The organism is Novosphingobium sp. TH158, from assembly GCF_002855555.1.
Taxonomy (GTDB): domain Bacteria; phylum Pseudomonadota; class Alphaproteobacteria; order Sphingomonadales; family Sphingomonadaceae; genus Novosphingobium.
On record NZ_PKRT01000001.1, the window covers coordinates 572,549 to 592,766 of the forward strand.

Consider the following 20,218-nt stretch of genomic DNA (forward strand, 5'->3'; position numbering starts at 1 on the left):
CGGCGTTGGTGGCGCGGCAAACGGCCACCACCGAAGTGCATCGTCAGCCGACCTTGGACGTGGTCAGCCTGTCTCCCAGTTCCGGCAGAAGGCGGCGGTAGGTGGCAAGTGCCTGCCCCACAACCTGGTCCATGTTGTAGTACCGGTAGGTCGCCAGGCGTCCCACGAAGATCGTGTCGCTGGCCCGGGCCAGCCGGTCGTAGCGCGCGAACAGTTCCTGGTTCTGCGGACGCGGAACGGGGTAGTAGGGCTCCCCTTCGGCGCAGGGATATTCATAGACCACGCTGGTCACCGGGGCCTGTTCGCCGGTGAAGTGCTTGAACTCCGTTATCCGCGTATAGGGCACGCTTTCTGCCGGATAGTTCACCGTCCCCACCGGCTGGAACTGTTCCACCGGCAGCGTCTCGTGCTCAAAGCGCAGCGAACGGTATGGCAGCTTGCCGAAACAGGTGCCGAAATACTCGTCGATGGCGCCTGTCCACACGAGGCGGTCGAACTGCACCAGGCTGCATGCCTCGGCATAGGAAACGCCGGTCAGCACATCGATCAGCGGATGGTCGAGCATCCGTTCGAACATGGCCGTGTACCCGTTGAGCGGCATGGCCTGGTGGCGATCGGTGAAATAGCGGTCGTCGCAATTCGTCCGCACCGGCACGCGCGCCGTCACCGATTTGTCGAGCTCCGACGGGTCCAGTCCCCATTGCTTGCGGGTGTAGCCCCGGAAGAACATCTCGTAGAGCTCGCGCCCGATGGCGGAGACCACGACATCTTCCGACGTCTCGATGGCAGGGCAAGGCTCGCCCCGCTGGGCAAGGAAGGCGCTGGCATCCTCGTCGCAGGTCAGCCCGGCATCGAACAGCAGGTTCAACGTGGTGCGATTGATCGGCATCGGCACCCGGCCCCGCTCGCCAAGGTCCGCCAGCACGCGATGCTCATACGGCCGCCATTCGGTGAAGCGCGAGAGATAGGCGAAGATATCGTCGCTGTTGGTGTGGAACAGGTGCGGGCCATAGCGGTGCACCAGCAGTCCGGCGGCGTTGCGCTCGTCATAGGCATTGCCGGCGATGTGCGGGCGGGTGTCGATCACCATCACCCGCTTGCCGGCATCGGCGGCAAGCCGCTCTGCCATCACGGCCCCGGCGAAACCGGCACCGACGACAAGGAAATCGTATCGCGGCTTCGAGCGCTTGCGCAGCGACGCCATCGATTGCGAGGAAACAAGGCGCGACTGGATATGGCCATGCATCTCGTGGAAGGTGCGGTCCCACGAAATCCTCGCCAGCGCGCGGTCGACCTCACCAATCCATTCTTCCGGCTGCTGTGCCAGGGCAAGGGCATCATCGCAGGCGGCGGCAAAGTTGGCCGCCCCCGACGCGATGATGACGCCCGGCACATTGCCCCAGTGCCGCTCGACATCGCGGATCGGGGTCGAGATCACCGGTTTGCCGCCGGCAAGATATTCCGGCGTCTTGGTCGGGCTGATGAAGCGGGTCGATTCATTGATCGCGAAGGGCATCATCGCCGCGTGCCAGCGCCCAAGGCGTTCGGGCAGGTCCGCATATTCGACGGCAGGCAGCCAGGCGATGTTGCTCCGCTGCGGAAGCCTGGCGGGATCGATCTTGGCAGTCGGCCCGACAACTTCGAAGCGGATGCCGGGCCGCAGGTCGGCAACCTGCGCCAGCAGGTCAGCATCGAAACGCTCGTCGATCACCCCGTAGAAGCCGATGGTCGGCTGCCCGGTGCAATCGACATTCCGCGCCGCGGCGAAGTGCGGAACATCGACGCTGGACGGGAACGGATGGACGTTCGGATGCTGGCGCTGCTTGGCTTCGTAAAGGCTATAGCCGCCGGTGAAGACGATATCGGCCAGCCCCATCAGCTCGCTTTCCAACCGGGGCAGTTCGGGCGGGGCGAAGCGGAAGGCCGAAAGCTCGTCCATGCAGTCATAGACAGTCACTGCCGCATTGAGGTGCTGGGCAATCGGCAGCATCATCGGCGTATAAAACCAGCGCACCATCGGACCGGGCTTGCCGGCAAGCGTGCGGTTGAACAGGGCGCGGATCACTTCCGGCCGCCGGGCCTCGGCGATATGGTCGGGCAGCAGGGGCGTGGCGATGGTGACGCCGCTGGGATCGCTGGTCAGACGGACCGTGGCCTCGTCCTCCTCGACGATCAGCGGCTCCTCCCAGTAGAGCACGTCGACATGCCGCGCGAGGCGGGTCATCAGGTGCTGCGGGCGCTGGAAGACAAAGTTCCAGCGCAGGTGCGAAAGGCATATCAGCAAGGGCTTGGCGGGTGATTCAGTCGCTGCGGAGTTGGCGGCAATCAGCGTCTGCGGAACGTCTCGCAGCATGGGCGTCAGGCTCCTCGAAAGGGTTGAGAAACCGGAGGCCCGGATTGGGCCGCCGATACCCATTCAACCAGCATCGCCGACGAAAAGTTCCGGCGACAACCTGCTGACACCCGCAGAATGCCGCGCTTTGCGGCATCTCACGCGGTTGCGGAAGGCGATGGCTGCCCCTCTGGTGCAAAGGCCGAAACCACCCTATGGCTCTGATGTGCAAGCGACTTCATTCCGTCCTGCCGGCGCGGGGGCCGAACGGCTGCATGGGCTGGATGCCCTGCGCGGAATTGCGGCAATGGCCGTGGTCGTGATGCACGCCAGTGTGCTGTTTCCCGGTTTCCCCGACCTGTTCCCGCGCGGTTACCTGGCGGTCGATTTCTTCTTCATGCTTTCGGGCTATGTCATGGCCCGCACCTATGAGGCACGGCTGGCAAACGGCATGCCGGCGCGGCGGTTCTTCATCGCACGCTACAAGCGCCTGTGGCCGACGATGGCGCTGGGCGGCGTGCTGTTCATCCCTTTCCTTGCCGAAGGTACTCGCGGGGAAGACCTTGTCCTGTGGAAGGTCGCGCTGGTGAACCTGGTGCTGCTGCCGAACCCCTGGGCCGGCAACTATTTCGCGCTGAACGTTCCGGGCTGGTCGATCTTCTTCGAACTGGTCGCCAATGCCGCCCATGCCTTGTTGTGGAAGGCGCGAACATGGCTGCTCGGGCTGCTGGCCGGCGTTTCGATGGTCGGACTGGCAAAGGCTGCCCACGCCTTCGGCCATCTCGATCTCGGTTCGCGCAATGGAGAGCTTTGGGCCGGACTGGCCCGCGTGGCGACCGCCTATACCATGGGCGTACTCACCTGGCGGCTCTGGGGGGAACGCAGGCTGGATCCGCTCACCGCCCTGCCGGCACTGGTCGCGATGCCCCTGTGGTTCGCCGTTGCCGACAAGATCGATGGCACCAACTGGCTGTGGGACATCGCCTTTGTCGCATTCGTTGCCTTGCCGGTCCTTCTGGGAGGCCTGGCCATGACCGGTGCGCAGGCCATCTCGCGATGGGCCGGAGAGCTCTCGTTCCCGATCTACGCCATCCACTACCCGCTGCTTTACTGGTTCCGGGCGGCCGGACTTCCCGCACCTGCGGCAATTGCCGGCTGTGTCGTCGCAGCATGGCTGCTCGTGCTGGTCCAGCAGAACTGGCGAACGGCCCTTGGCCGGCCGGCGAAGGGCGCGACATGACGCACTGTGAGAGCAACGCCGAAGCATGATGCTCAGCGGAACGAGCCTCGGCATAGCCCTTGCCGTCGTCTCGGCCTTCGCGACCGCCTTCTCGCACGCCTATCTCAAGGCCGGGGAGGACAAGCTGGCCGTGCAGGCGTGGATCCGCCTCACCGGCCTTGCCGTGTTTCTGCCGATTGCCCTTGCCTTCGGCTCGCCTCCCGCCGGTCTGATGCCGTGGATCGTAGGGGCAGCGCTGGTCCACGCGCTTTACCAATGGGCGCTGATCCATTCGTACCGGCTGAGCGACTTTTCCATCGCCTATCCCCTGGCGCGCGGGACGGCACCGCTCTTCACCCTGCTGTTCGGCGTGCTGGTGCTGGGCGACCGGCCGGAATGGGAAGTGGCGCTCGGCGTGCTGATCCTTTGCGCCGGTATCCTCACGCTGGTGCGCCATGGTTCGATCAGCCTGAAGGGGGCGCTTGTCGCGGGGGCGACCGGGCTGCTGACCACCGCCTATTCGATCATCGATGCCAAGGGCGTGCGACTGGCCGATACGGCGATGCATTTCATCGCCTGGTTCTATGTCGCGGATGCCTTTGCCATGCCCGCCCTGCTGATGGCGCGCGATGGCGGGAACATGGGCCCTGCCCTGCGCCGCGAAGTGGCGACCGGCCTGAAGGCTGGCCTGCTCGCTCTCGCCGCTTTCGTCCCGGCACTGTTCGCATTCGATCTCGCCCCGGTGGGCGCCGTTGCCGCCCTGCGTGAAACTTCGGTGCTGATCGGGCTTGTGCTTGGCGGCGCGATGCTCAAGGAAGCGCTCGACCTGCGCCGGGGCATCGGCGCGCTTATGATCCTTGCCGGCGGCGTCATGGTGGCGTGGTGGTCGGCAACCTAGGAGTTGATATGGCCAAGTTCCTGATAGTCGAAGCCCGGTTCTACGATCACCTGAACGACATGCTCGTCGCCGGGGCAAGTGCAGCACTGAAGTCTGCCGGCCACAAGGTTGACGTGATCACCGTGCCCGGCGCGCTCGAAGTGCCCGGCGCCATCGCCCTTGCCGACCAGTCCGGCGAATACGACGGTTATGTCGGCATCGGCGTGGTCATCCGGGGCGAGACCTACCACTTCGAGATCGTCGCCGGTGAAAGCGCGCGCGGCATCATGGCCCTGACGATGGACGGCATGGCGATCGGCAACGGCATCCTTACGGTCGAGAACGAAGCCCAGGCGCTTGTCCGTGCCGACCCGGCGCAGAAGGACAAGGGCGGTGAAGCCGCCAAGGCGGCCATGGCGTTGCTTGCCCTGCGCGAGAAATTCGGTGCCTGAAGCGCACCCGGGCCTCGGTGGATTGCCGCTCGTGCTGGGCGGCAATGCCTTTGGCTGGACGATTGATCGCGACGCCAGTTTCGCCGTGCTTGATGCCTTTTACGAAGCAGGCGGACGTTCGATCGACACGGCAGAGGGCTATTCCAACTGGGTGCCCGGCAACAAGGGCGGCGAGAGCGAGGCAATCATTGGCGAGTGGATGGAAAGCCGCGGTGTCCGCCCCGCCATGAAGATCGCGACCAAGACCGGGCAGGCCGGCCCCGCCGGTGCCTATGCCCCGGAAAAGGTGATTGCTGCCTGCAACGGCTCGCTGGAGCGCCTGCGCACGGACTGGATCGACCTCTACTACGTGCACCGCGACGATCTGGTGACGCCGCCTTCTGATGTTGCCGACGGCTTCGGATCGCTCGCCGCTGCGGGCAAGGTGCGCGAACTGGCCACCTCGAACACCACGGCAGAGCGGCTCTGCGCCTTCAATGAAGCGGCACGGGCCAAGGGATACACGCCATTCACCGTGATCCAGCCGGGGTACAACCTCGTCTGGCGCAGCGATTACGAGCCGGAACTGGAAGCCCTGGCGCTGCGCGAAGGCATGGCGGTGCTGCCATACTACGGGCTGGCCGCGGGCTTCCTGACCGGCAAATACACGTCGGAAGCCGATTTCGGACCTGGCTGGCGCCCTCAGAATGCAAGCCAGTTCGCCAGCGATGCCGCCTGGGCAGCGCTCCCGGTGCTCAATGCCGTGGCGGAAGAAGCGGGCGCCACCATGGGCCAGGTTGCCCTTGCATGGCTGGCCTCGCGGCCCGGAGTTTGGGCGCCGATCGCCAGCGCGACGAGTGCGGCGCAGGTGCGCGATCTGTGCGCCTATGCGTCCGTCCAGCTGAGCGACCGGCAATTGGCCCGGCTCAACGCTGTCAGCGTCGACGCCTGATCCCCCGCTACCAGACCTTCACGCGCCGTTCCGGCGGCAGGTAAAGCTTCTCGCCCGGCTGGACGTCGAAAGCGCGGTACCAGGCGTCAAGATTGCGCACGGTCAGCGCACGGTACATTCCGGGTGCATGGCCATCGGTGGCGATGCGGCCACGCAGCGTCTCTTCGCGCATCTTGGTCGCCCACGACTGGGCATAGGCGATGAAGAACCGCTGATCGCCGGTATAGCCTTCGATCACCGGAGCCTGCTTGCCCTTGAGCGATGCGCGATAGGCATCGAATGCCGCTGCCAGCCCGGCAACGTCCGCGATGTTCTCGCCAAGGGTCAGCTTGCCATTGACGCTCAGGTCATCGAACGGCTTGTACTTGTCGTACTGCTCGGCCAGCGCCTTGCCCGCCGCGTCGAAGCGCGACAGATCCTTCGCGGTCCACCAGTTGCGCAGCTTGCCGGTCGAATCGAAGGCCGCGCCGTTGTTGTCGAAGCTGTGGCTGATCTCGTGCCCGATCACCGCACCGATAGCCCCGTAATTGAACGCGGCATCGGCCTTTGGATCGAAGAACGGGCGCTGCAGGATGGCGGCGGGGAAATTCAGCGCATTCTGCACCGGCAGGTTCACGGCGTTGACCAGCTGCGCGTTCATCCACCATTCGCGCCGGTCCATCGGCTTGCCGATCTTGGCGAGCTGCTGCGCCGTGCGGATCTTCTCGCCAGCCACTACATTGGCGTAGGCCGTCGCGGGCTTGAGGTTATAGCCGGTATAGTCCTTCCACGTGGTCGGATAGCCGACCCCCACCTCGATGGTTCGGACCTTTTCGATCGCTTCGGTCTTGGTGGTCGGCGCCATCCAGTCCAGAGCCTCGATCCGGCGCGCGAACGCGCCCTTGATCTCGGTGACCATGCCATCGATTTCCGCCTTGGCCGCTGGCGGGAAATACTTCTCGACATAGAGCTTGCCCAGCGCATCGCCGAGGTAGGCATTGACCACGGAAAGCGCCCGCTTTTCCCGAGCGCGTTGCACTTTCGTGCCTTGCAGGGCCTTGCCGTAGAACTCGAAAGCCCAGCTGTCGAAGCGTTCCGGCAAGACTTCGGCGTGGCTGTTGATCTGGTGGAACACCAGCCAGTCCTTCCAGGACTCGACCGGTTCTTTCGCTACAAGAGCGGAAAGCCGCGTGATCGCCCCAGCATGATAGGCGGCAAAGCGCTTCTGCTGTCCAAGGTTCGCGGCCGCAAGGAAAGCATCCCAATCGATGCCCGGGGCCTTGCGGGCAAAATCCTCGCGCGCCCATTCATCGGCAGAGTTCTGGAAATCCTCGCTCTGTTCCCGCGTGGCGTGGGCCTGGGCAATCTTCGTTTCCAGCGCGATCACCCGCTCTGCCCGAGCTGCCGGATCGGCCATGCCCGCCCGTTCGAATACCCCCGACACATAGGTGCGGTATTTGGCCCGCAGGTCCGCCATCTTGGGCGATGTCGCGAGGTAGTATTCCCGCTCCGGCATACCCAGGCCGCCTTGCAGCAGATAGGGCATCACCTCGCTGCCGCTCAGCGCCTGAGTGACGAACAGGCCGAACAGGTTCTCGGTCTTGAAATTGGTCGCATTCAGCGGATCGACATCGGCGCGAACCTGTTCGCCGAGCACGCGCGACAGGCTCTTCACATCGGTGATCGCATTGAAGCGCTCGAAATCGGGCTTCAGCGGCTCGAGCCCTGCCGTTTCGATGGCCTTGGTATCGAGGTAGGAGGCATAGAGCGCCTTGATCCGCCCGGCGTCGCTGTCGGGAGCCGGATCCCCCTCCAGGATCGTATCGATCAGCTGGGCAAGCTGCTGTTCGGTCTGGTCGCGGGCGATGGTGAAGCCGCCGATGTTGGACTTGTCGTCCGGGATCTGCGTGTTCTTCATCCAGCTGCCGTTGGCATAGAGGTAGAAGTCGTCACCCGGCTTCACCGTCTTGTCCATGGCGGCGGTATCGATGCCGAGCGCAGTGCCGACGGAATGCAGTGCGCTTTCGTCCGCCCCCTTCGTGCAGGCAACCGGTCCAAAAGCGATGGTGGCAACACCCAGCAGCAGGGCAGCGGCAAGACCGTTTCGATTCATCTGTGCAGTCCCGAATGGCCGGCACGCCGGCTCTGTAAGCGATGATCACGCTATATAGGGGTTGCTACCGGAACGCGCCACAACCGTTCGTCGATGGCCGCCGGTTCTTGGGCGAAAGCAGGCCTGAAAACAAATGTTACCGCTACCGGAACAGATTCACTCCATTTCCGTTCAAATCGAGGCAGCCATGATCCGAAACGGGGGATCTAAATATCCGTTTCGGAGCCAGCTGTGGACGAGCGAGAGGGCACGCTCTGGTACGAAACAGTCTCGCGGGTCGATGCTTGGCCGGTGCAGGTGGGATGAAGTTCGGCGGATGAATCGCCCCGTAAACCTTTCCAGACATTCGGGCACGCCGATACCTGCCGCTTTTGCCAAGGATCAGGCATCCCGCTTGGTTGCCATGGCGAATGAACTGCTGTCTCTTGCAGAGGATATCGAACGCGGCGACAAGACGCTGGCGGCTAACGTTTCGGACCAGCCCTCCGCTTCGAATGAGATGCTTGAATCGGTCGCGCGCGCGCAATACCGGGTGCGGCGCCTGCGCGGCCAGTTCTTCGAAGATGATGCTGCCCTGTTCGGCGAGCCCGCATGGGACTTGCTGTTGGACCTGTTCATCGCCGATTGCGAAGGCAAGTCCGTTCCCGTCACCAGCGCCTGCATCGGCGCTTGCGTACCTACCACCACGGCGCTGCGCTGGCTTGCGGTTCTTGAGTCGAAGGGCCTGCTCGAGCGCGAGGCGGACGCGCGCGACGCCCGGCGGGTCTTCGTGAACCTTACCGACTTCGGGCGCACCCGGATGCGCGAATATATCGCGCGCATAGCGCAAGAAGGGCGCGGTGATGATCCGCGCCCCTCCTTCATGCTCGGAAAATAATTCCCCGTTTCCTCAGGCGGAAAGGCGGCCGAAAGCCCCTGCCCCGGCATAGACCGAAGCGTTGCCCAGCTCTTCCTCGATACGGATAAGCTGGTTATACTTCGCCAACCGGTCGGAACGCGCAAGCGAACCGGTCTTGATCTGCCCGCAATTGGTGGCAACCGCGAGATCGGCGATGGTCGCATCCTCGGTCTCACCCGAACGGTGCGACATCACGGCCGTATAGCCGTTGCGCTGCGCGATGGAGACAGCCTCGAGCGTTTCGGTCAGCGAGCCGATCTGGTTCACCTTGACCAGCAGCGAATTGGCCAGGCCCTTGCCGATGCCCATGGTCAGGCGCTTCGGATTGGTCACGAACAGGTCATCGCCGACCAGCTGGACCTTGTTGCCGATCTTGTCGGTCAGCGCCTTCCAGCCTTCGAAATCGTCCTCGCTCATGCCGTCTTCGATCGAGATGATCGGATAGTCATTGCAAAGCGCGGCAAGGTAATCGGCCATTTCGACCGGGCTCAGGCTGAGCCCTTCGCCGGAAATCTCGTACTTGCCGTTCTTGAAGAACTCGGTGGCGGCACAGTCGAGCGCCAGCTTGATGTCGGTGCCGGCCTTGAAACCGGCCTTTTCGATCGAAGCCATCACGAAGTCGAGCGCGTCGCGGGTGCTGGCCAGGTTGGGCGCAAAGCCGCCTTCATCGCCCACGGCCGTGGCGAGACCCTTTTCATGGAGGCCCTTCTTCAGCGTGTGGAACACTTCCGCGCCCCAGCGCACCGCTTCGGCCAGGCTTCCGGCGCCGACCGGCATGATCATGAATTCCTGGAAGTCGATCGGATTGTCGGCATGTTCGCCGCCGTTGATGATGTTCATCATCGGCACCGGCAGGACATGGGCGGAAACGCCGCCGATGTAGGAATAGAGCGGCAAGCCGCGCGCATTGGCGGCAGCCTTGGCTACGGCGAGCGAAGTGCCGAGGATCGCGTTTGCGCCCAGGCGACCCTTGTTCTCGGTGCCGTCGAGTTCGATCATGGCATGGTCGATATCGCGCTGGTCTTCGGCATCGAGGCCCAGCAGGGCTTCGGCGATCTCACCATTGACGGCCTCGACCGCCTGCAACACGCCCTTGCCCAGGTAGCGACCCTTGTCGCCATCGCGCAGTTCGACAGCCTCGTGAGCGCCGGTGGATGCCCCCGAGGGAACGGCGGCGCGGCCGAAGCTGCCATCATCGAGCAGCACATCGACTTCGACGGTGGGGTTGCCACGGCTGTCGAGGATTTCGCGACCGTGGATGTCAATGATGGCGGTCATTGCCTGTAAATCTCCTTGGGCCCAGACGGGCGGTGTACGCAGGTGCCCCTTAGCAGGGGACGCCGGGCAGGCAAGTTGCATTGCAGGCTGTTGGAACAATGCAGCATCTTGTTTGCTTGCGGGACGTAACCATCTACAAAAGCAGCTCCCCAGTTCCGGGGACCAGGGAAACACACTTATGGCCAAGACCCCCTCCACGAGCGCCACGACCAAGGCCGCGCCGAAGAAGCCGGCGGCCAAGAAGCCCGCAGCCACGGCCAAGGCGGCCGCAACCGCTGCCGATCCCAAGGCCAAGTTCACCAAGGCCATCGAGGAAGCCCGGGCCGGTGCCCAGGCGCTTGCAGGCCAGGCGCAGGAAAAGGCAGGCGCCTATCGCGCCAAGGCCGTGACCCAAGGCGAGGCCATTCTGGACGAGGCGAAGGAATACGGCGCCCAGGCCAAGGAAAAGGCCACCGAACTGGCCCGCGAAGGCAAGACCAAGGCCAGCGAGGCGATTTCCGGTCTTGGCAAAATCGTGGCCGATACTGCCCCTGCCATCGATGAAAAGCTGGGCGCCAAGTATGGCGACTATGCCCGCACTGCCGCGCGCACCATGCAGGAAAGCGCCGCAAAGCTGGAAGCCAAGGATCTTGGCGAGCTGGGCAACGACGCCAAGGAATTCGTCAAGAAAAGCCCCGGCCTTGCCGTCGGCATCGCCGCGGTTGCCGGCTTCGTTCTCGCCCGCCTGTTCAAGGGCGGATCGCGCGACGAAAGCTGAGCCGCGAGAGGCCTGAACCTTGGCTGACGCGCCCTCCGATGATCCGCTGCTGATCGACGAGATCAGGCAGCTGGGCGATGATGCGCGCGCCTATGCAACGGCGGAACTCGCCTATCAGAAGGCGCGCGCCGCCGTTGCTGCCAAGGGGGTGCGCGACGTCGCGATATTCGGGCTGGCAGGCTTCGTGATTGCCGTCTTCGGCCTGGGCGCGCTCGTTGTCGGCCTGCTGATCGCCCTCGCCCCCCTTGTCACCGCCTGGGGTGCGACGGCAATCGTTGCCGGCGGCCTTTTTGCGATCGCCTTGGTTTGCGTTGTCATGGCGAAGTCACGCTGGGCGCGGATGAAGGCGCTGGTGGCGGATGCGGAGCCCGTTCCATGAGCGATCCGGAAGACCATCTTGCCGCCGATCGCGCCAACCGAATGGAAGCGCTTGCCCGCGTAACAAACCGGTTCAGCGCCCTGAAAGGGGCCTTCGCCGAAAAGGGCGTCGGCCAGCGCGTTGGCGAACTGGCAACCGGCAAGGCCAAATCAGCGGCTCACGAGGCTGTTGATGTCGCCCGTGATGCAAAGGGCGTGGTGGCCGGCGCCGCAGGGCTTCTCGCCCTGTGGGCATTGCGCAGGCCGATTGCCGGCCAGGTTCGCCGTTGGTGGCCTTTGCTGAAGGCCCGCATGGGCAAGGAGAAAGACCAGTGAGTGCCGACAAGGAAAGCGAAACTGCCCTGACAGAGCCGCACGACGGATCGCTTCCTGCCCTTCCGCTGGCGAAAATTCCCGATGCGGAACCGCCTGAGACCTATAGCGACCTGGCGCGGGACTATCCCGTGGCGCTCGTTGCCGGCGGGCTTGTCGCCGGGCTGCTTGCAGGCGCGCTGATGCCGCGCGGTCTGGGGCGGAAGGTTGGACGCGGGCTGGTATCCGGCGCCGTGCTCGCCGGTGAACTGGGCCTGGCCTATTCGCAGCAGGCCGCCCGCAAGGCTGGCGATGCCGGACGTGATGGGCGAGAGAAGGTAATCGAACTGGGCAGCCAGGCGCGGGCCGCCGGAAGCCGCACGGCGACCTCGTCAAAGGAACTGGGGCTCAAGCTGGCTCGACAGGCAATCAAACTTGCTGCGGGATTGCGCCGCTGACCCTTGGCTTTGTCAACCGAGCGCTGTATGGGCGCGGCGTCTTCTTCCCCGGACCAAGAGTGTGCAGATGCAGAAACTCCATCTCGTGATGGGCGGCCGCGTGGCTGACCCGCAAGGACTTGAATTCACCGATCTTGAAAAGCTCGATCTTGTCGGGGTTTTCGACAGCTATGCCGAGGCTGAGGAAGCCTGGCGCGGGCGCGCGCAGCGCACGGTCGACGATGCGGAAATGAAGTACGTGATCGTCCACCTGCACCGCCTGCTGCAGCCGGAACTGCCCAAGGCTTGATGCAAGGGCCGATTGCCAGGGCGCGGCGTTTGACGCGCGCCCTGGCCAATCCTGTCAGATGAATTCGATTTTCTGGACCAGGTAGGAACGGTCGCCCGCAGGCACCGTAACCTCGATCTCGTCATCGACGCGCCGACCGATCAGCGCACGGCCCAGCGGCGAATTGTAGCTGATGCGGCCCATCTTCGCGTCGGCTTCGTAAGGCCCGACGATCTGGTACTTCACCGGCTTGTCATCGTCATCCAGCAGGGTAACGGTCGCCCCGAAGATGATCTTGTCGCCCGAAAGTGTCGCGGGATCGATGATCTGGGCGCGGCTCACCCGGTCCTCAAGGTCGGCAATGCTTGCCTCGACCTGGCCTTGGCGTTCCTTGGCAGCGTGGTACTCGGCGTTTTCCGACAAGTCACCGTGCGCACGCGCTTCCTCGATCGCATCGACGATCCGGGGGCGCTCTTCGCGCAGCGCCTTCAGCTCGGCGATAAGCTTTTCATAGCCTTCCGCCAGCATCGGCAGCTTTTCGACACTTGCCATTATCCAACTACCTCCTGTTTTCCCCGCCCTTCCCAGAGACTGGAACCCTGCCCCGTTCCGTATGGAACAGGCCGAAAGTTCGCGATGTGGGGAAGGACGCGAGAGATCAGCTATAATAGTCCTGCAACGAACGGACTTCAAGCTGCGCACCGCGCAGGGCCTCGATTGCCTCAACCGTCGCCAGCGAGGCGGCGGCCGTGGTGAAGTAAGGCACCTTGTTCTTCAGCGCGGCCTGGCGGATCGATTGCGAATCCTTGAGGCTCTGCCAGCCTTCGGTGGTGTTAAAGACCAGTGCGACATCGCCGTCGATGATCTTGTCCACGATGTGCGGCCGTCCTTCGGCCACCTTGTTGACCAGTTCCACCGGCAGGCCCGCTTCCGAAAGGTAGCGTTGCGTGCCGCCCGTGGCGATCACCTTGAAGCCCAGGGCAATGATCTTCTGGACGGCAGGCAGGATTACCGGCTTGTCGCTGTCCTTTACGGACACGAACACCACGCCGCTGTCCGGCAGGCGCGTGCCGGCACCGAGCTGGCTCTTGGCAAAGGCCGTGGCAAAATCACGATCGATTCCCATGACTTCACCGGTAGACTTCATCTCGGGTGACAAGACGGGGTCGACACCCGGGAACCGGGCGAAGGGGAACACGGCTTCCTTGACGGCCATGTAGTCCAGCTTGCGCTTGAACGGCGGGAAGCTCGAAAGCTTCTCGCCCGCCATGACGCGGCTGGCGATCTTGGCGACCGGCTGGCCGATGGCCTTGGCGACGAAGGGCACGGTGCGCGATGCGCGCGGGTTGACCTCGATCAGGTAGACCTCGCCATCCTTGACCGCGAACTGGATGTTCATCAGGCCGCGGACATTCAGGCCACGGGCCAGTGCATCGGCCTGTCGTTCCATTTCGGCGACGATTTCAGGGGACAGGCTGTAGGGCGGCAGGGTGCAGGCGGAGTCGCCCGAGTGGATCCCGGCCTCCTCGATGTGCTGCATCACGCCGGCCACAACAACCTGGTCGCCATCGCACAGGGCATCGACATCGCACTCGATGGCATCGCGCAGATACTGGTCGATCAGCACCGGGCTGTCGCCGGAAACCTGGACGGCCGTGGCAATGTAGTCATCGAGCTGGGGAACCGAGTCGACGATCTCCATCGCCCGCCCGCCAAGCACGTAGCTGGGACGGATGAGCACGGGAAAGCCGATGCGCTCAGCCACGGCAACCGCCTCGTCACGGCTGCGCGCGATGCCGTTGGCCGGCTGCTTGAGCTTCAGATCGCTGACCAGCTTGGCAAACCGTTCGCGGTCCTCGGCAAGGTCGATGGCGTCGGGCGACGTGCCAAGGATCGGAATGCCCGCATCCTCCAGCGGCTGCGCCAGCTTGAGCGGGGTCTGCCCGCCGAATTGCACGATCACGCCGGCAAGCGTTCCGTTGCGCTGTTCGACGCGCAGGATTTCCAGCACGTCTTCGGCCGTCAGCGGCTCGAAATAGAGGCGGTCGGACGTATCGTAGTCGGTTGAAACCGTCTCCGGGTTGCAGTTGACCATGATCGTTTCATAGCCGGCTTCGGCCAGCGCGAAGCAGGCGTGAACGCAGCAATAGTCGAACTCGATTCCCTGCCCGATGCGGTTCGGGCCACCACCAAGGATGACGACCTTCTTGCGGTCCGAAGGCGCCGACTCGCACTCGGCCTCGCCAAAGGTCGGGGCTTCGTAGGTCGAGTACATGTAAGGCGTTACCGCCTCGAATTCGGCGGCGCAGGAATCGATGCGCTTGAACACCGGCAGGACGCCAAGCCGTTCGCGCAGCTCGCGCACTTCCTTGGCCGTCGTCGCGCCGGCCATGGCCTTGACCGCATCGTGCAGCAGGCCCTTGCGCGGAGCGACCGTCTCGCCCAGTCCGCCGGCAAGATGCACCGAACGCACCGCCAGCGTCGCCAGCCGGTGGTCGGAAAAGCCCATGGCCTTCAGGCGGCGCAGCCCGGCGGCATCGTTCGGCAGGCCGTTTTCCATGATCTGCGCCTCTTCGGCGATGATTTCATGGATATGGCGCAGGAACCAGGGATCGAAATGGGTGATTGCCTGGACTTCCTCGACCGTGAAGCCTTCACGGAACGCCTGGCCGACAACCAGCAGCCGGTCCGGCGTCTGGCGGGAGAGCGCCGCCGTGATCTCGTCGCGGCCAGCGCCTTCGAGGTGCGGCACACGGTTGAACCCGTCGAGCCCGGTTTCGAGGCCACGCAGGGCCTTCTGCATCGATTCCTTGAAGTTGCGGCCGATTGCCATGACTTCGCCAACCGACTTCATCGCGGTGGTCAGCAGCGGCTCGGAACCCTTGAACTTCTCGAATGCGAAGCGCGGGATCTTGGTGACGACATAGTCGATGGTCGGCTCGAACGAAGCCGGGGTCGCACCGGTGATCTCGTTGGTGATCTCGTCGAGCGTGTACCCCACCGCCAGCTTGGCGGCGACACGGGCGATCGGGAAGCCGGTGGCCTTCGATGCCAGCGCCGAACTGCGCGAAACGCGCGGGTTCATCTCGATGACGATCAGGCGGCCATCCTTCGGATTGACTGCGAACTGTACGTTTGAACCACCTGTTTCAACGCCGATTTCCCTCAGGACCGCGATCGATGCATTGCGCATGATCTGGTATTCCTTGTCGGTCAGCGTCAGCGCCGGGGCGACGGTGATCGAGTCGCCCGTGTGGACGCCCATCGGATCAACGTTCTCGATCGAGCAGATGATGATGCAGTTGTCGTTCCGGTCACGGACGACTTCCATCTCGTACTCTTTCCAGCCGAGCAGCGATTCCTCGATCAGGACCTCGGTCGTGGGGCTGGCATCAAGGCCGGAGCGCACGATCGCCTCGAACTCGGCCTTGTTATAGGCCACGCCGCCACCGGTGCCGCCCAGCGTGAAGCTGGGACGGATGATCGAAGGCAGGCCGGTGCGCTCAAGCACGGCGAAGGCCTCTTCAACCGTGTGGGCGACGCCGGAACGAGCGGATTCCAGCCCGATCTTGTCCATCGCCTCGCGGAAGCGCTGGCGATCCTCGGCCTTGTCGATGGCATCGGCATCGGCGCCGATCATCTTGACGCCGAACTTCTCCAGCGTGCCATCGTTGAACAGCGACAGCGCGGTGTTCAGCGCCGTCTGCCCGCCCATGGTCGGCAGGACCGCGTCGGGGCGCTCCTTCTCGATGATGCGCGCGACGATCTCGGGAGTGATCGGCTCGACATAGGTCGCATCGGCCATGTCCGGATCGGTCATGATCGTGGCGGGGTTGGAGTTGACGAGGACAACCTCGTAGCCCTCCTCCTTCAGCGCCTTGATCGCCTGGGTGCCGGAATAGTCGAACTCGCAGGCCTGGCCGATAACGATCGGGCCGGCGCCGATGACGAGGATCTTCGAGATGTCTGTGCGCTTGGGCATGGGCTTTCCGTCAGCTCGTGAGTTCGGCGAACTTGTTCGCCCAATAGGTTTCGCCGCCAGCCGCAGCCGCCTGGGCGACCGGGTTGGAGGCATTGAATTCGGCCAGGACAGCCGGATAGGCGCCCAGCTGGAACTGGTGCATGGTGCCACCGAAGTCGTTGGTCTGGGTCGACCAGACACCCTTTTCGATCATGGTATCGACGAACTCGGTCGCCGCCGCGCGCGATTCCTTGGCCACCTTGCGACCGAACTTGCGCACGGCCACGGCGATCTTGTCGTCGATGATCATGATAAGCTCGGCATGGGGATACCAGCGCTGGGTGATCGAAAGCTCCTTGCCGTGGCCAGTGGTGTAATAGGCCAGGACGTGGGCCTGAAGGTCGGTGAGGCTCATTTCAGCATCTCCACAAAGCGTTCAAACAGGTAGAAACTGTCCATCGGACCGGGCGAGGCTTCCGGGTGATACTGCACGCCGAAGGCCTTCTTGCCCTTCACCGCGATGCCGCAGTTCGATCCATCGAACAGCGATACGTGGGTTTCCTCGACCGTATCCGGCAGCGCATTGTTATCGACCGCGAAACCGTGGTTCATCGAGGTGATTTCCACCACGCCGTCTTCCAGGCGCTTGACCGGGTGGTTGGCGCCGCGATGGCCCTGGTTCATCTTCGTGGTCTTGGCGCCGGCCGCGATGGCGAGCATCTGGTGGCCAAGGCAAATGCCGAAGATCGGCAGGTCGCGATCGAGCAGGCCCTTGATCACCGGCACGACATATTCGCCGGTGGCTGCCGGATCGCCCGGCCCGTTGGAGAGGAACACACCATCGGGGTTCTGGGCGAGGATCGCCTCTAGCGAGGTATTGGCAGGGACAACCGAAACGCGCGCGCCAGCGTGCACAAGGTTGCGGAAGATGTTGTCCTTGGCACCGAAGTCCATCGCGACGACATGCGGACGGGCATCGCGCGGGCTGCGGGCATAGCCCTTGCCCAGCGACCAGGTGCCGCCTTCCCACTCCTCGCCGCTGCTGCGGCTGACCAGCTTGGCCAGGTCCATACCTTCAAGGCCCGGCCAGTCGCGCGCACGCTTGACCAGTGCGGGTATGTCGAAGCGGCCTTCGGGATCGTGGGCGATCACCGCATTGGGCGCGCCCGAAAGCCGGATGCGGCGGGTGAGCGCGCGGGTATCGATCCCGGAAAGGCCGATCTTGCCCTTGCTTGCCAGCCAATCGCCGAAGGTGCCGCGCGAACGGAAGTTCGAAGGCGCGGTTACGTCCTCGCGCACGATACAGCCAACCGCACCGTCAGCCCGGCTTTCCAGGTCTTCATCGTTGACGCCGACATTGCCGATGTGCGGAAAAGTGAAGGTGACGATCTGCGCGGCGTAGGAAGGATCGGTCATCACCTCCTGATACCCGGTCATCGCGGTGTTGAAGCAGACTTCGCCAACGGCCTGTCCCGTGGCTCCGAAGCCGTGGCCCCAAAGAACGGTGCCATCGGCGAGCACGAGGACTCCCGTAGCCCCGTCGGGTTTGCGTGCGTGCGAAGAGGCGGCGTCGGCCATGGTTTGGGGCGCTCCGTCAGGGGGTTTCCGGCAATGGGTGCTAAGAGGCGGCGGCTAGACCTCATGTTGCGGTGCGTCAACCTATGAATGGAGGAATTTTCCGGTTAGAGGCCCCCTATCCCCAGAGCGAACTCTGCAATCACAGGAAACATTCGAAAATGCTCCGCGATACGATCAAGGCTGCGCAGGTCTCCGCCATGAAGTCAGGCGACAAGGGCCGCCTCGCCGCCGTGCGACTCATCCTTGCCAAGCTCAAGGACAAGGATATCGAGCTGCGCACTGCCAGCAATGCGCCGGACGACGATTCCATTGTCGTCGACGTGCTGCAGAAGATGGCCAAGCAACGCCGCGAATCGATCACGCTCTACGAACAGGGCGGCCGGACCGAACTGGCCGAGATCGAAAAGGCCGAGCTGGCCGTCATCGAGGAATTCATGCCCCAGCAGATGGGCGAGGACGAGGTGAAGGCCGCGATCGAGGCGATCAAGGCCGAGCTCGGCGCCAGCTCGATGAAGGACATGGGCAAGGTCATCGCCGAACTGAAAACCCGCCATGGCAGCCAGCTCGACATGGGCAAGGCAAGCGGCCTCGTCAAAGCCGCCCTGGCCTGAGCATGAGCCTCAGCCCGCAATGGCTGGACGAGTTGCGCGCCCGCATCACGCTTTCGGCGGTGATCGGGCGCACGACGCGGCTGACCAAGGCGGGACACGAGTTCAAGGCCTGCTGCCCGTTCCATAACGAGAAGAGCCCCAGCTTCACGGTCAACGACCAGAAGGGCTTTTACCACTGTTTCGGCTGCGGCGCGCATGGCGATGCGATCCGCTGGATGACCGACCAGCGCGGGCTTTCCTTCATGGATGCGGTGAAGGAACTGGCCGCGGAGGCCGGGCTTGAAGTCCCCGCACCCGATCCGCGCGCCGCACGCATTGCCGAGAAGCAGAGCGGCCTGCATGACGTCATGCAGGCGGCGCAGGACTGGTACCGGGCACAGCTGGAAACACCGGCGGGCGCAAAGGCGCGCGAATACCTCGCCTCGCGCCGGTTCGACGCACACACCATGGAACGCTTCGGCTTCGGCTATGCGCCAGCCGGGCGGCAGGCGCTCAAGACCGCGCTCGGCAAGTTCGACGAGGCAATGCTGGTCGAGGCCGGCATGCGCATCGCCGTCGATGACAAGGAGCCTTACGACCGTTTCCGCGACCGGCTGACCATGCCGATTCAGGACGCGCGCGGCCGTGTCATCGGATTTGCCGCGCGCATCCTCGATTCCGAGAAAAAAGACGCGCCGAAATACCTGAATTCACCCGATACTCCGCTGTTCGACAAGGGCCGCACGCTGTTCAACCTCCACCGCGCGGGCCCGGCCTCGCGGCAGAGTGGGCGCATCGTGGTGGTCGAAGGGCAGATGGATGTCGTGGCGCTTGCTGCGGCCGGAATTGACGAGGCGGTCGCGCCGATGGGCACGGCGCTTACCGAGCGGCAGCTGGAAATGCTGTGGCGGCTCGTCGAAGCACCAATTCTGTGTTTCGACGGCGATTCGGCCGGCCAGCGGGCGGCGATGCGCGCGATCACCCGCGCCCTGCCCCTGCTGCGCCCTGCCCACACCCTGCGCATCTGCCGCCTGCCCACAGGGCTCGATCCGGACGACCTGATCAAGCAACAAGGCGTTGCGGCGCTGGAGCAGGTGCTTGTCGGGGCCAAGAGCCTTATCGAAACGCTGTGGGAGAACGAGCGCGACGCCCTGCCGCTTGCCACGCCCGAGGACAAGGCGGGCTTGAAAGCGCGCCTGCTGGCCCATGTCGAGACGATAGCAGATCCCGATATCAAGGCGCTCTACCGCCGCGAACTACTCGAACGCTTTTCGGACTTCGCCTTTGCCCGCCGTGAAATGGAACCGCCCCGATCCGGCGGGTTCCGGCGGCAGCCCGGTTTCCAACGGCAGAACACGATCCCAGCGCCCGCACCTGAAACGGCCCGCCGCCTGCAGCACGCCACCGGTGCGGGCCGGCGCGATACCCTCGGCGCGGCTGTGCTCGACGGGCTGATCCTCCACCCCTCCGCCCTGCTGCGCCATCTCGAGGTCCTGTCGCGCGCTCGACTGGGTGATGGCGTGCAGGCCAGGCTGCTCGATGCCTTGCTTGATTTGGCCGATCAGGGTGGACAGCTTGATTCGGCGCGGGTCATCACCACATTGGCGGCTCAAGGCCTCGCACCACTGGGCGATCAGGGATATTCGGGCATCCGTTATCCATTCACCCGGCCGGATGTGCCGCCGGAAATCGCGCTACCCGCCCTCGAATCGGCGATCATCATGCTGGTCGAGGGGCCGGAGCTTGACGCTGCCATCGAAACCGCGACCGAGCGGTTCGATTTCGACGAGCAGAGCCGGTTGCGGAACCGGAAGCGCGAACTTGAGGAGCGCCTGAAGGCGCAACTTCGCAGTTAGCG

General features: G+C 64.1%; 19 protein-coding genes. 12 read left to right on the forward strand and 7 right to left on the reverse strand.

Features of this window, described 5'->3' with window-relative positions; all coding sequences use genetic code 11:
- Nucleotides 1-43: 43 nt before the first annotated feature.
- On the reverse strand, nt 44-2,353 hold the full coding sequence (gene glf / locus C0V78_RS02945) for a UDP-galactopyranose mutase (RefSeq protein WP_254049798.1): 2,310 nt from the start codon (nt 2,351-2,353) through the stop codon (nt 44-46).
- Nucleotides 2,354-2,558: 205 nt separating this feature from the next.
- Between glf and C0V78_RS02950 the strand changes: the two genes are divergently transcribed.
- From C0V78_RS02950 to C0V78_RS02965, 4 genes are read left to right on the forward strand one after another with little or no spacing between them, the layout of a single operon-like run.
- On the forward strand, nt 2,559-3,572 hold the full coding sequence (locus C0V78_RS02950) for an acyltransferase (RefSeq protein WP_158241454.1): 1,014 nt from the start codon (nt 2,559-2,561) through the stop codon (nt 3,570-3,572).
- Between the two features lie 25 nt (nt 3,573-3,597).
- A complete protein-coding gene (locus tag C0V78_RS02955) occupies nt 3,598-4,449 on the forward strand; it encodes a DMT family transporter (protein WP_101796364.1) in 852 nt (283 codons plus the stop codon).
- A gap of 8 nt (nt 4,450-4,457) precedes the next feature.
- Nucleotides 4,458-4,880 (forward strand): 6,7-dimethyl-8-ribityllumazine synthase, encoded by a 423-nt coding sequence (gene ribH / locus C0V78_RS02960; protein WP_101796365.1) that lies wholly within the window; start codon nt 4,458-4,460, stop codon nt 4,878-4,880.
- Complete coding sequence (locus tag C0V78_RS02965; protein WP_101796366.1) at nt 4,873-5,811, forward strand: aldo/keto reductase; 939 nt, start codon at nt 4,873-4,875, stop codon at nt 5,809-5,811. The genes ribH and C0V78_RS02965 overlap by 8 nt, the downstream gene beginning before the upstream one ends.
- Nucleotides 5,812-5,818: 7 nt before the next feature.
- Here the strand turns inward: C0V78_RS02965 and C0V78_RS02970 are convergent, their stop codons facing one another.
- Nucleotides 5,819-7,903 carry a M13 family metallopeptidase gene (locus C0V78_RS02970; protein WP_101796367.1) on the reverse strand — a complete coding sequence of 695 codons (2,085 nt, stop codon included), beginning with the start codon at nt 7,901-7,903 and terminating at the stop codon, nt 5,819-5,821.
- Between the two features lie 403 nt (nt 7,904-8,306).
- Here C0V78_RS02970 and C0V78_RS02975 point away from each other — a divergent pair, with 403 nt between their 5' ends.
- Nucleotides 8,307-8,780 carry a winged helix DNA-binding protein gene (locus C0V78_RS02975; RefSeq protein ID WP_144039825.1) on the forward strand — a complete coding sequence of 158 codons (474 nt, stop codon included), beginning with the start codon at nt 8,307-8,309 and terminating at the stop codon, nt 8,778-8,780.
- Between the two features lie 12 nt (nt 8,781-8,792).
- Here the strand turns inward: C0V78_RS02975 and eno are convergent, their stop codons facing one another.
- Nucleotides 8,793-10,079 (reverse strand): phosphopyruvate hydratase, encoded by a 1,287-nt coding sequence (eno, locus tag C0V78_RS02980; RefSeq protein WP_101796369.1) that lies wholly within the window; start codon nt 10,077-10,079, stop codon nt 8,793-8,795.
- Between the two features lie 178 nt (nt 10,080-10,257).
- On the opposite strand from eno, the gene C0V78_RS02985 reads away from it, so the two are divergent.
- The 5 genes from C0V78_RS02985 (at nt 10,258) to C0V78_RS03005 (ending at nt 12,252) form a co-directional block, all read left to right on the forward strand.
- Complete coding sequence (locus C0V78_RS02985) at nt 10,258-10,836, forward strand: hypothetical protein (protein ID WP_101796370.1); 579 nt, start codon at nt 10,258-10,260, stop codon at nt 10,834-10,836.
- Nucleotides 10,837-10,855: 19 nt separating this feature from the next.
- Entirely contained in the window at nt 10,856-11,215 is a 360-nt protein-coding gene (locus C0V78_RS02990) for a phage holin family protein (protein ID WP_101796371.1), read from the forward strand.
- Complete coding sequence (locus C0V78_RS02995) at nt 11,212-11,529, forward strand: hypothetical protein (RefSeq protein ID WP_101796372.1); 318 nt, start codon at nt 11,212-11,214, stop codon at nt 11,527-11,529. The genes C0V78_RS02990 and C0V78_RS02995 overlap by 4 nt, the downstream gene beginning before the upstream one ends.
- Nucleotides 11,526-11,963 carry a hypothetical protein gene (locus tag C0V78_RS03000; protein ID WP_101796373.1) on the forward strand — a complete coding sequence of 146 codons (438 nt, stop codon included), beginning with the start codon at nt 11,526-11,528 and terminating at the stop codon, nt 11,961-11,963. The genes C0V78_RS02995 and C0V78_RS03000 overlap by 4 nt, the downstream gene beginning before the upstream one ends.
- Before the next feature lie 67 nt (nt 11,964-12,030).
- Nucleotides 12,031-12,252 carry a DUF4170 domain-containing protein gene (locus tag C0V78_RS03005; RefSeq protein WP_101796374.1) on the forward strand — a complete coding sequence of 74 codons (222 nt, stop codon included), beginning with the start codon at nt 12,031-12,033 and terminating at the stop codon, nt 12,250-12,252.
- Nucleotides 12,253-12,306: 54 nt separating this feature from the next.
- Here C0V78_RS03005 and greA read toward each other — a convergent pair whose 3' ends face one another.
- From greA to carA, 4 genes are all read right to left on the reverse strand, one after another.
- On the reverse strand, nt 12,307-12,783 hold the full coding sequence (gene greA, locus C0V78_RS03010) for a transcription elongation factor GreA (RefSeq protein ID WP_101796375.1): 477 nt from the start codon (nt 12,781-12,783) through the stop codon (nt 12,307-12,309).
- A 106-nt stretch (nt 12,784-12,889) separates the two neighbouring features.
- Nucleotides 12,890-16,213, reverse strand: coding sequence for a carbamoyl-phosphate synthase large subunit (gene carB, locus C0V78_RS03015; protein WP_101796376.1), 3,324 nt, complete (start codon nt 16,211-16,213; stop codon nt 12,890-12,892).
- Between the two features lie 10 nt (nt 16,214-16,223).
- Nucleotides 16,224-16,607 (reverse strand): hypothetical protein, encoded by a 384-nt coding sequence (locus tag C0V78_RS03020; protein ID WP_101796377.1) that lies wholly within the window; start codon nt 16,605-16,607, stop codon nt 16,224-16,226.
- Nucleotides 16,604-17,770 (reverse strand): glutamine-hydrolyzing carbamoyl-phosphate synthase small subunit, encoded by a 1,167-nt coding sequence (carA, locus tag C0V78_RS03025; RefSeq protein WP_101796378.1) that lies wholly within the window; start codon nt 17,768-17,770, stop codon nt 16,604-16,606. Before carA ends, C0V78_RS03020 begins: the two co-directional genes overlap by 4 nt.
- A 158-nt stretch (nt 17,771-17,928) precedes the next feature.
- Here carA and C0V78_RS03030 point away from each other — a divergent pair, with 158 nt between their 5' ends.
- Nucleotides 17,929-18,381 carry a GatB/YqeY domain-containing protein gene (locus C0V78_RS03030; RefSeq protein WP_101796379.1) on the forward strand — a complete coding sequence of 151 codons (453 nt, stop codon included), beginning with the start codon at nt 17,929-17,931 and terminating at the stop codon, nt 18,379-18,381.
- A gap of 2 nt (nt 18,382-18,383) precedes the next feature.
- The gene (gene dnaG / locus C0V78_RS03035; protein ID WP_101796380.1) at nt 18,384-20,216 is read left to right on the forward strand and encodes a DNA primase; all 1,833 of its coding nucleotides are present in this window, start codon (nt 18,384-18,386) and stop codon (nt 20,214-20,216) included.
- The last annotated feature ends 2 nt before the right edge of the window (nt 20,217-20,218 follow it).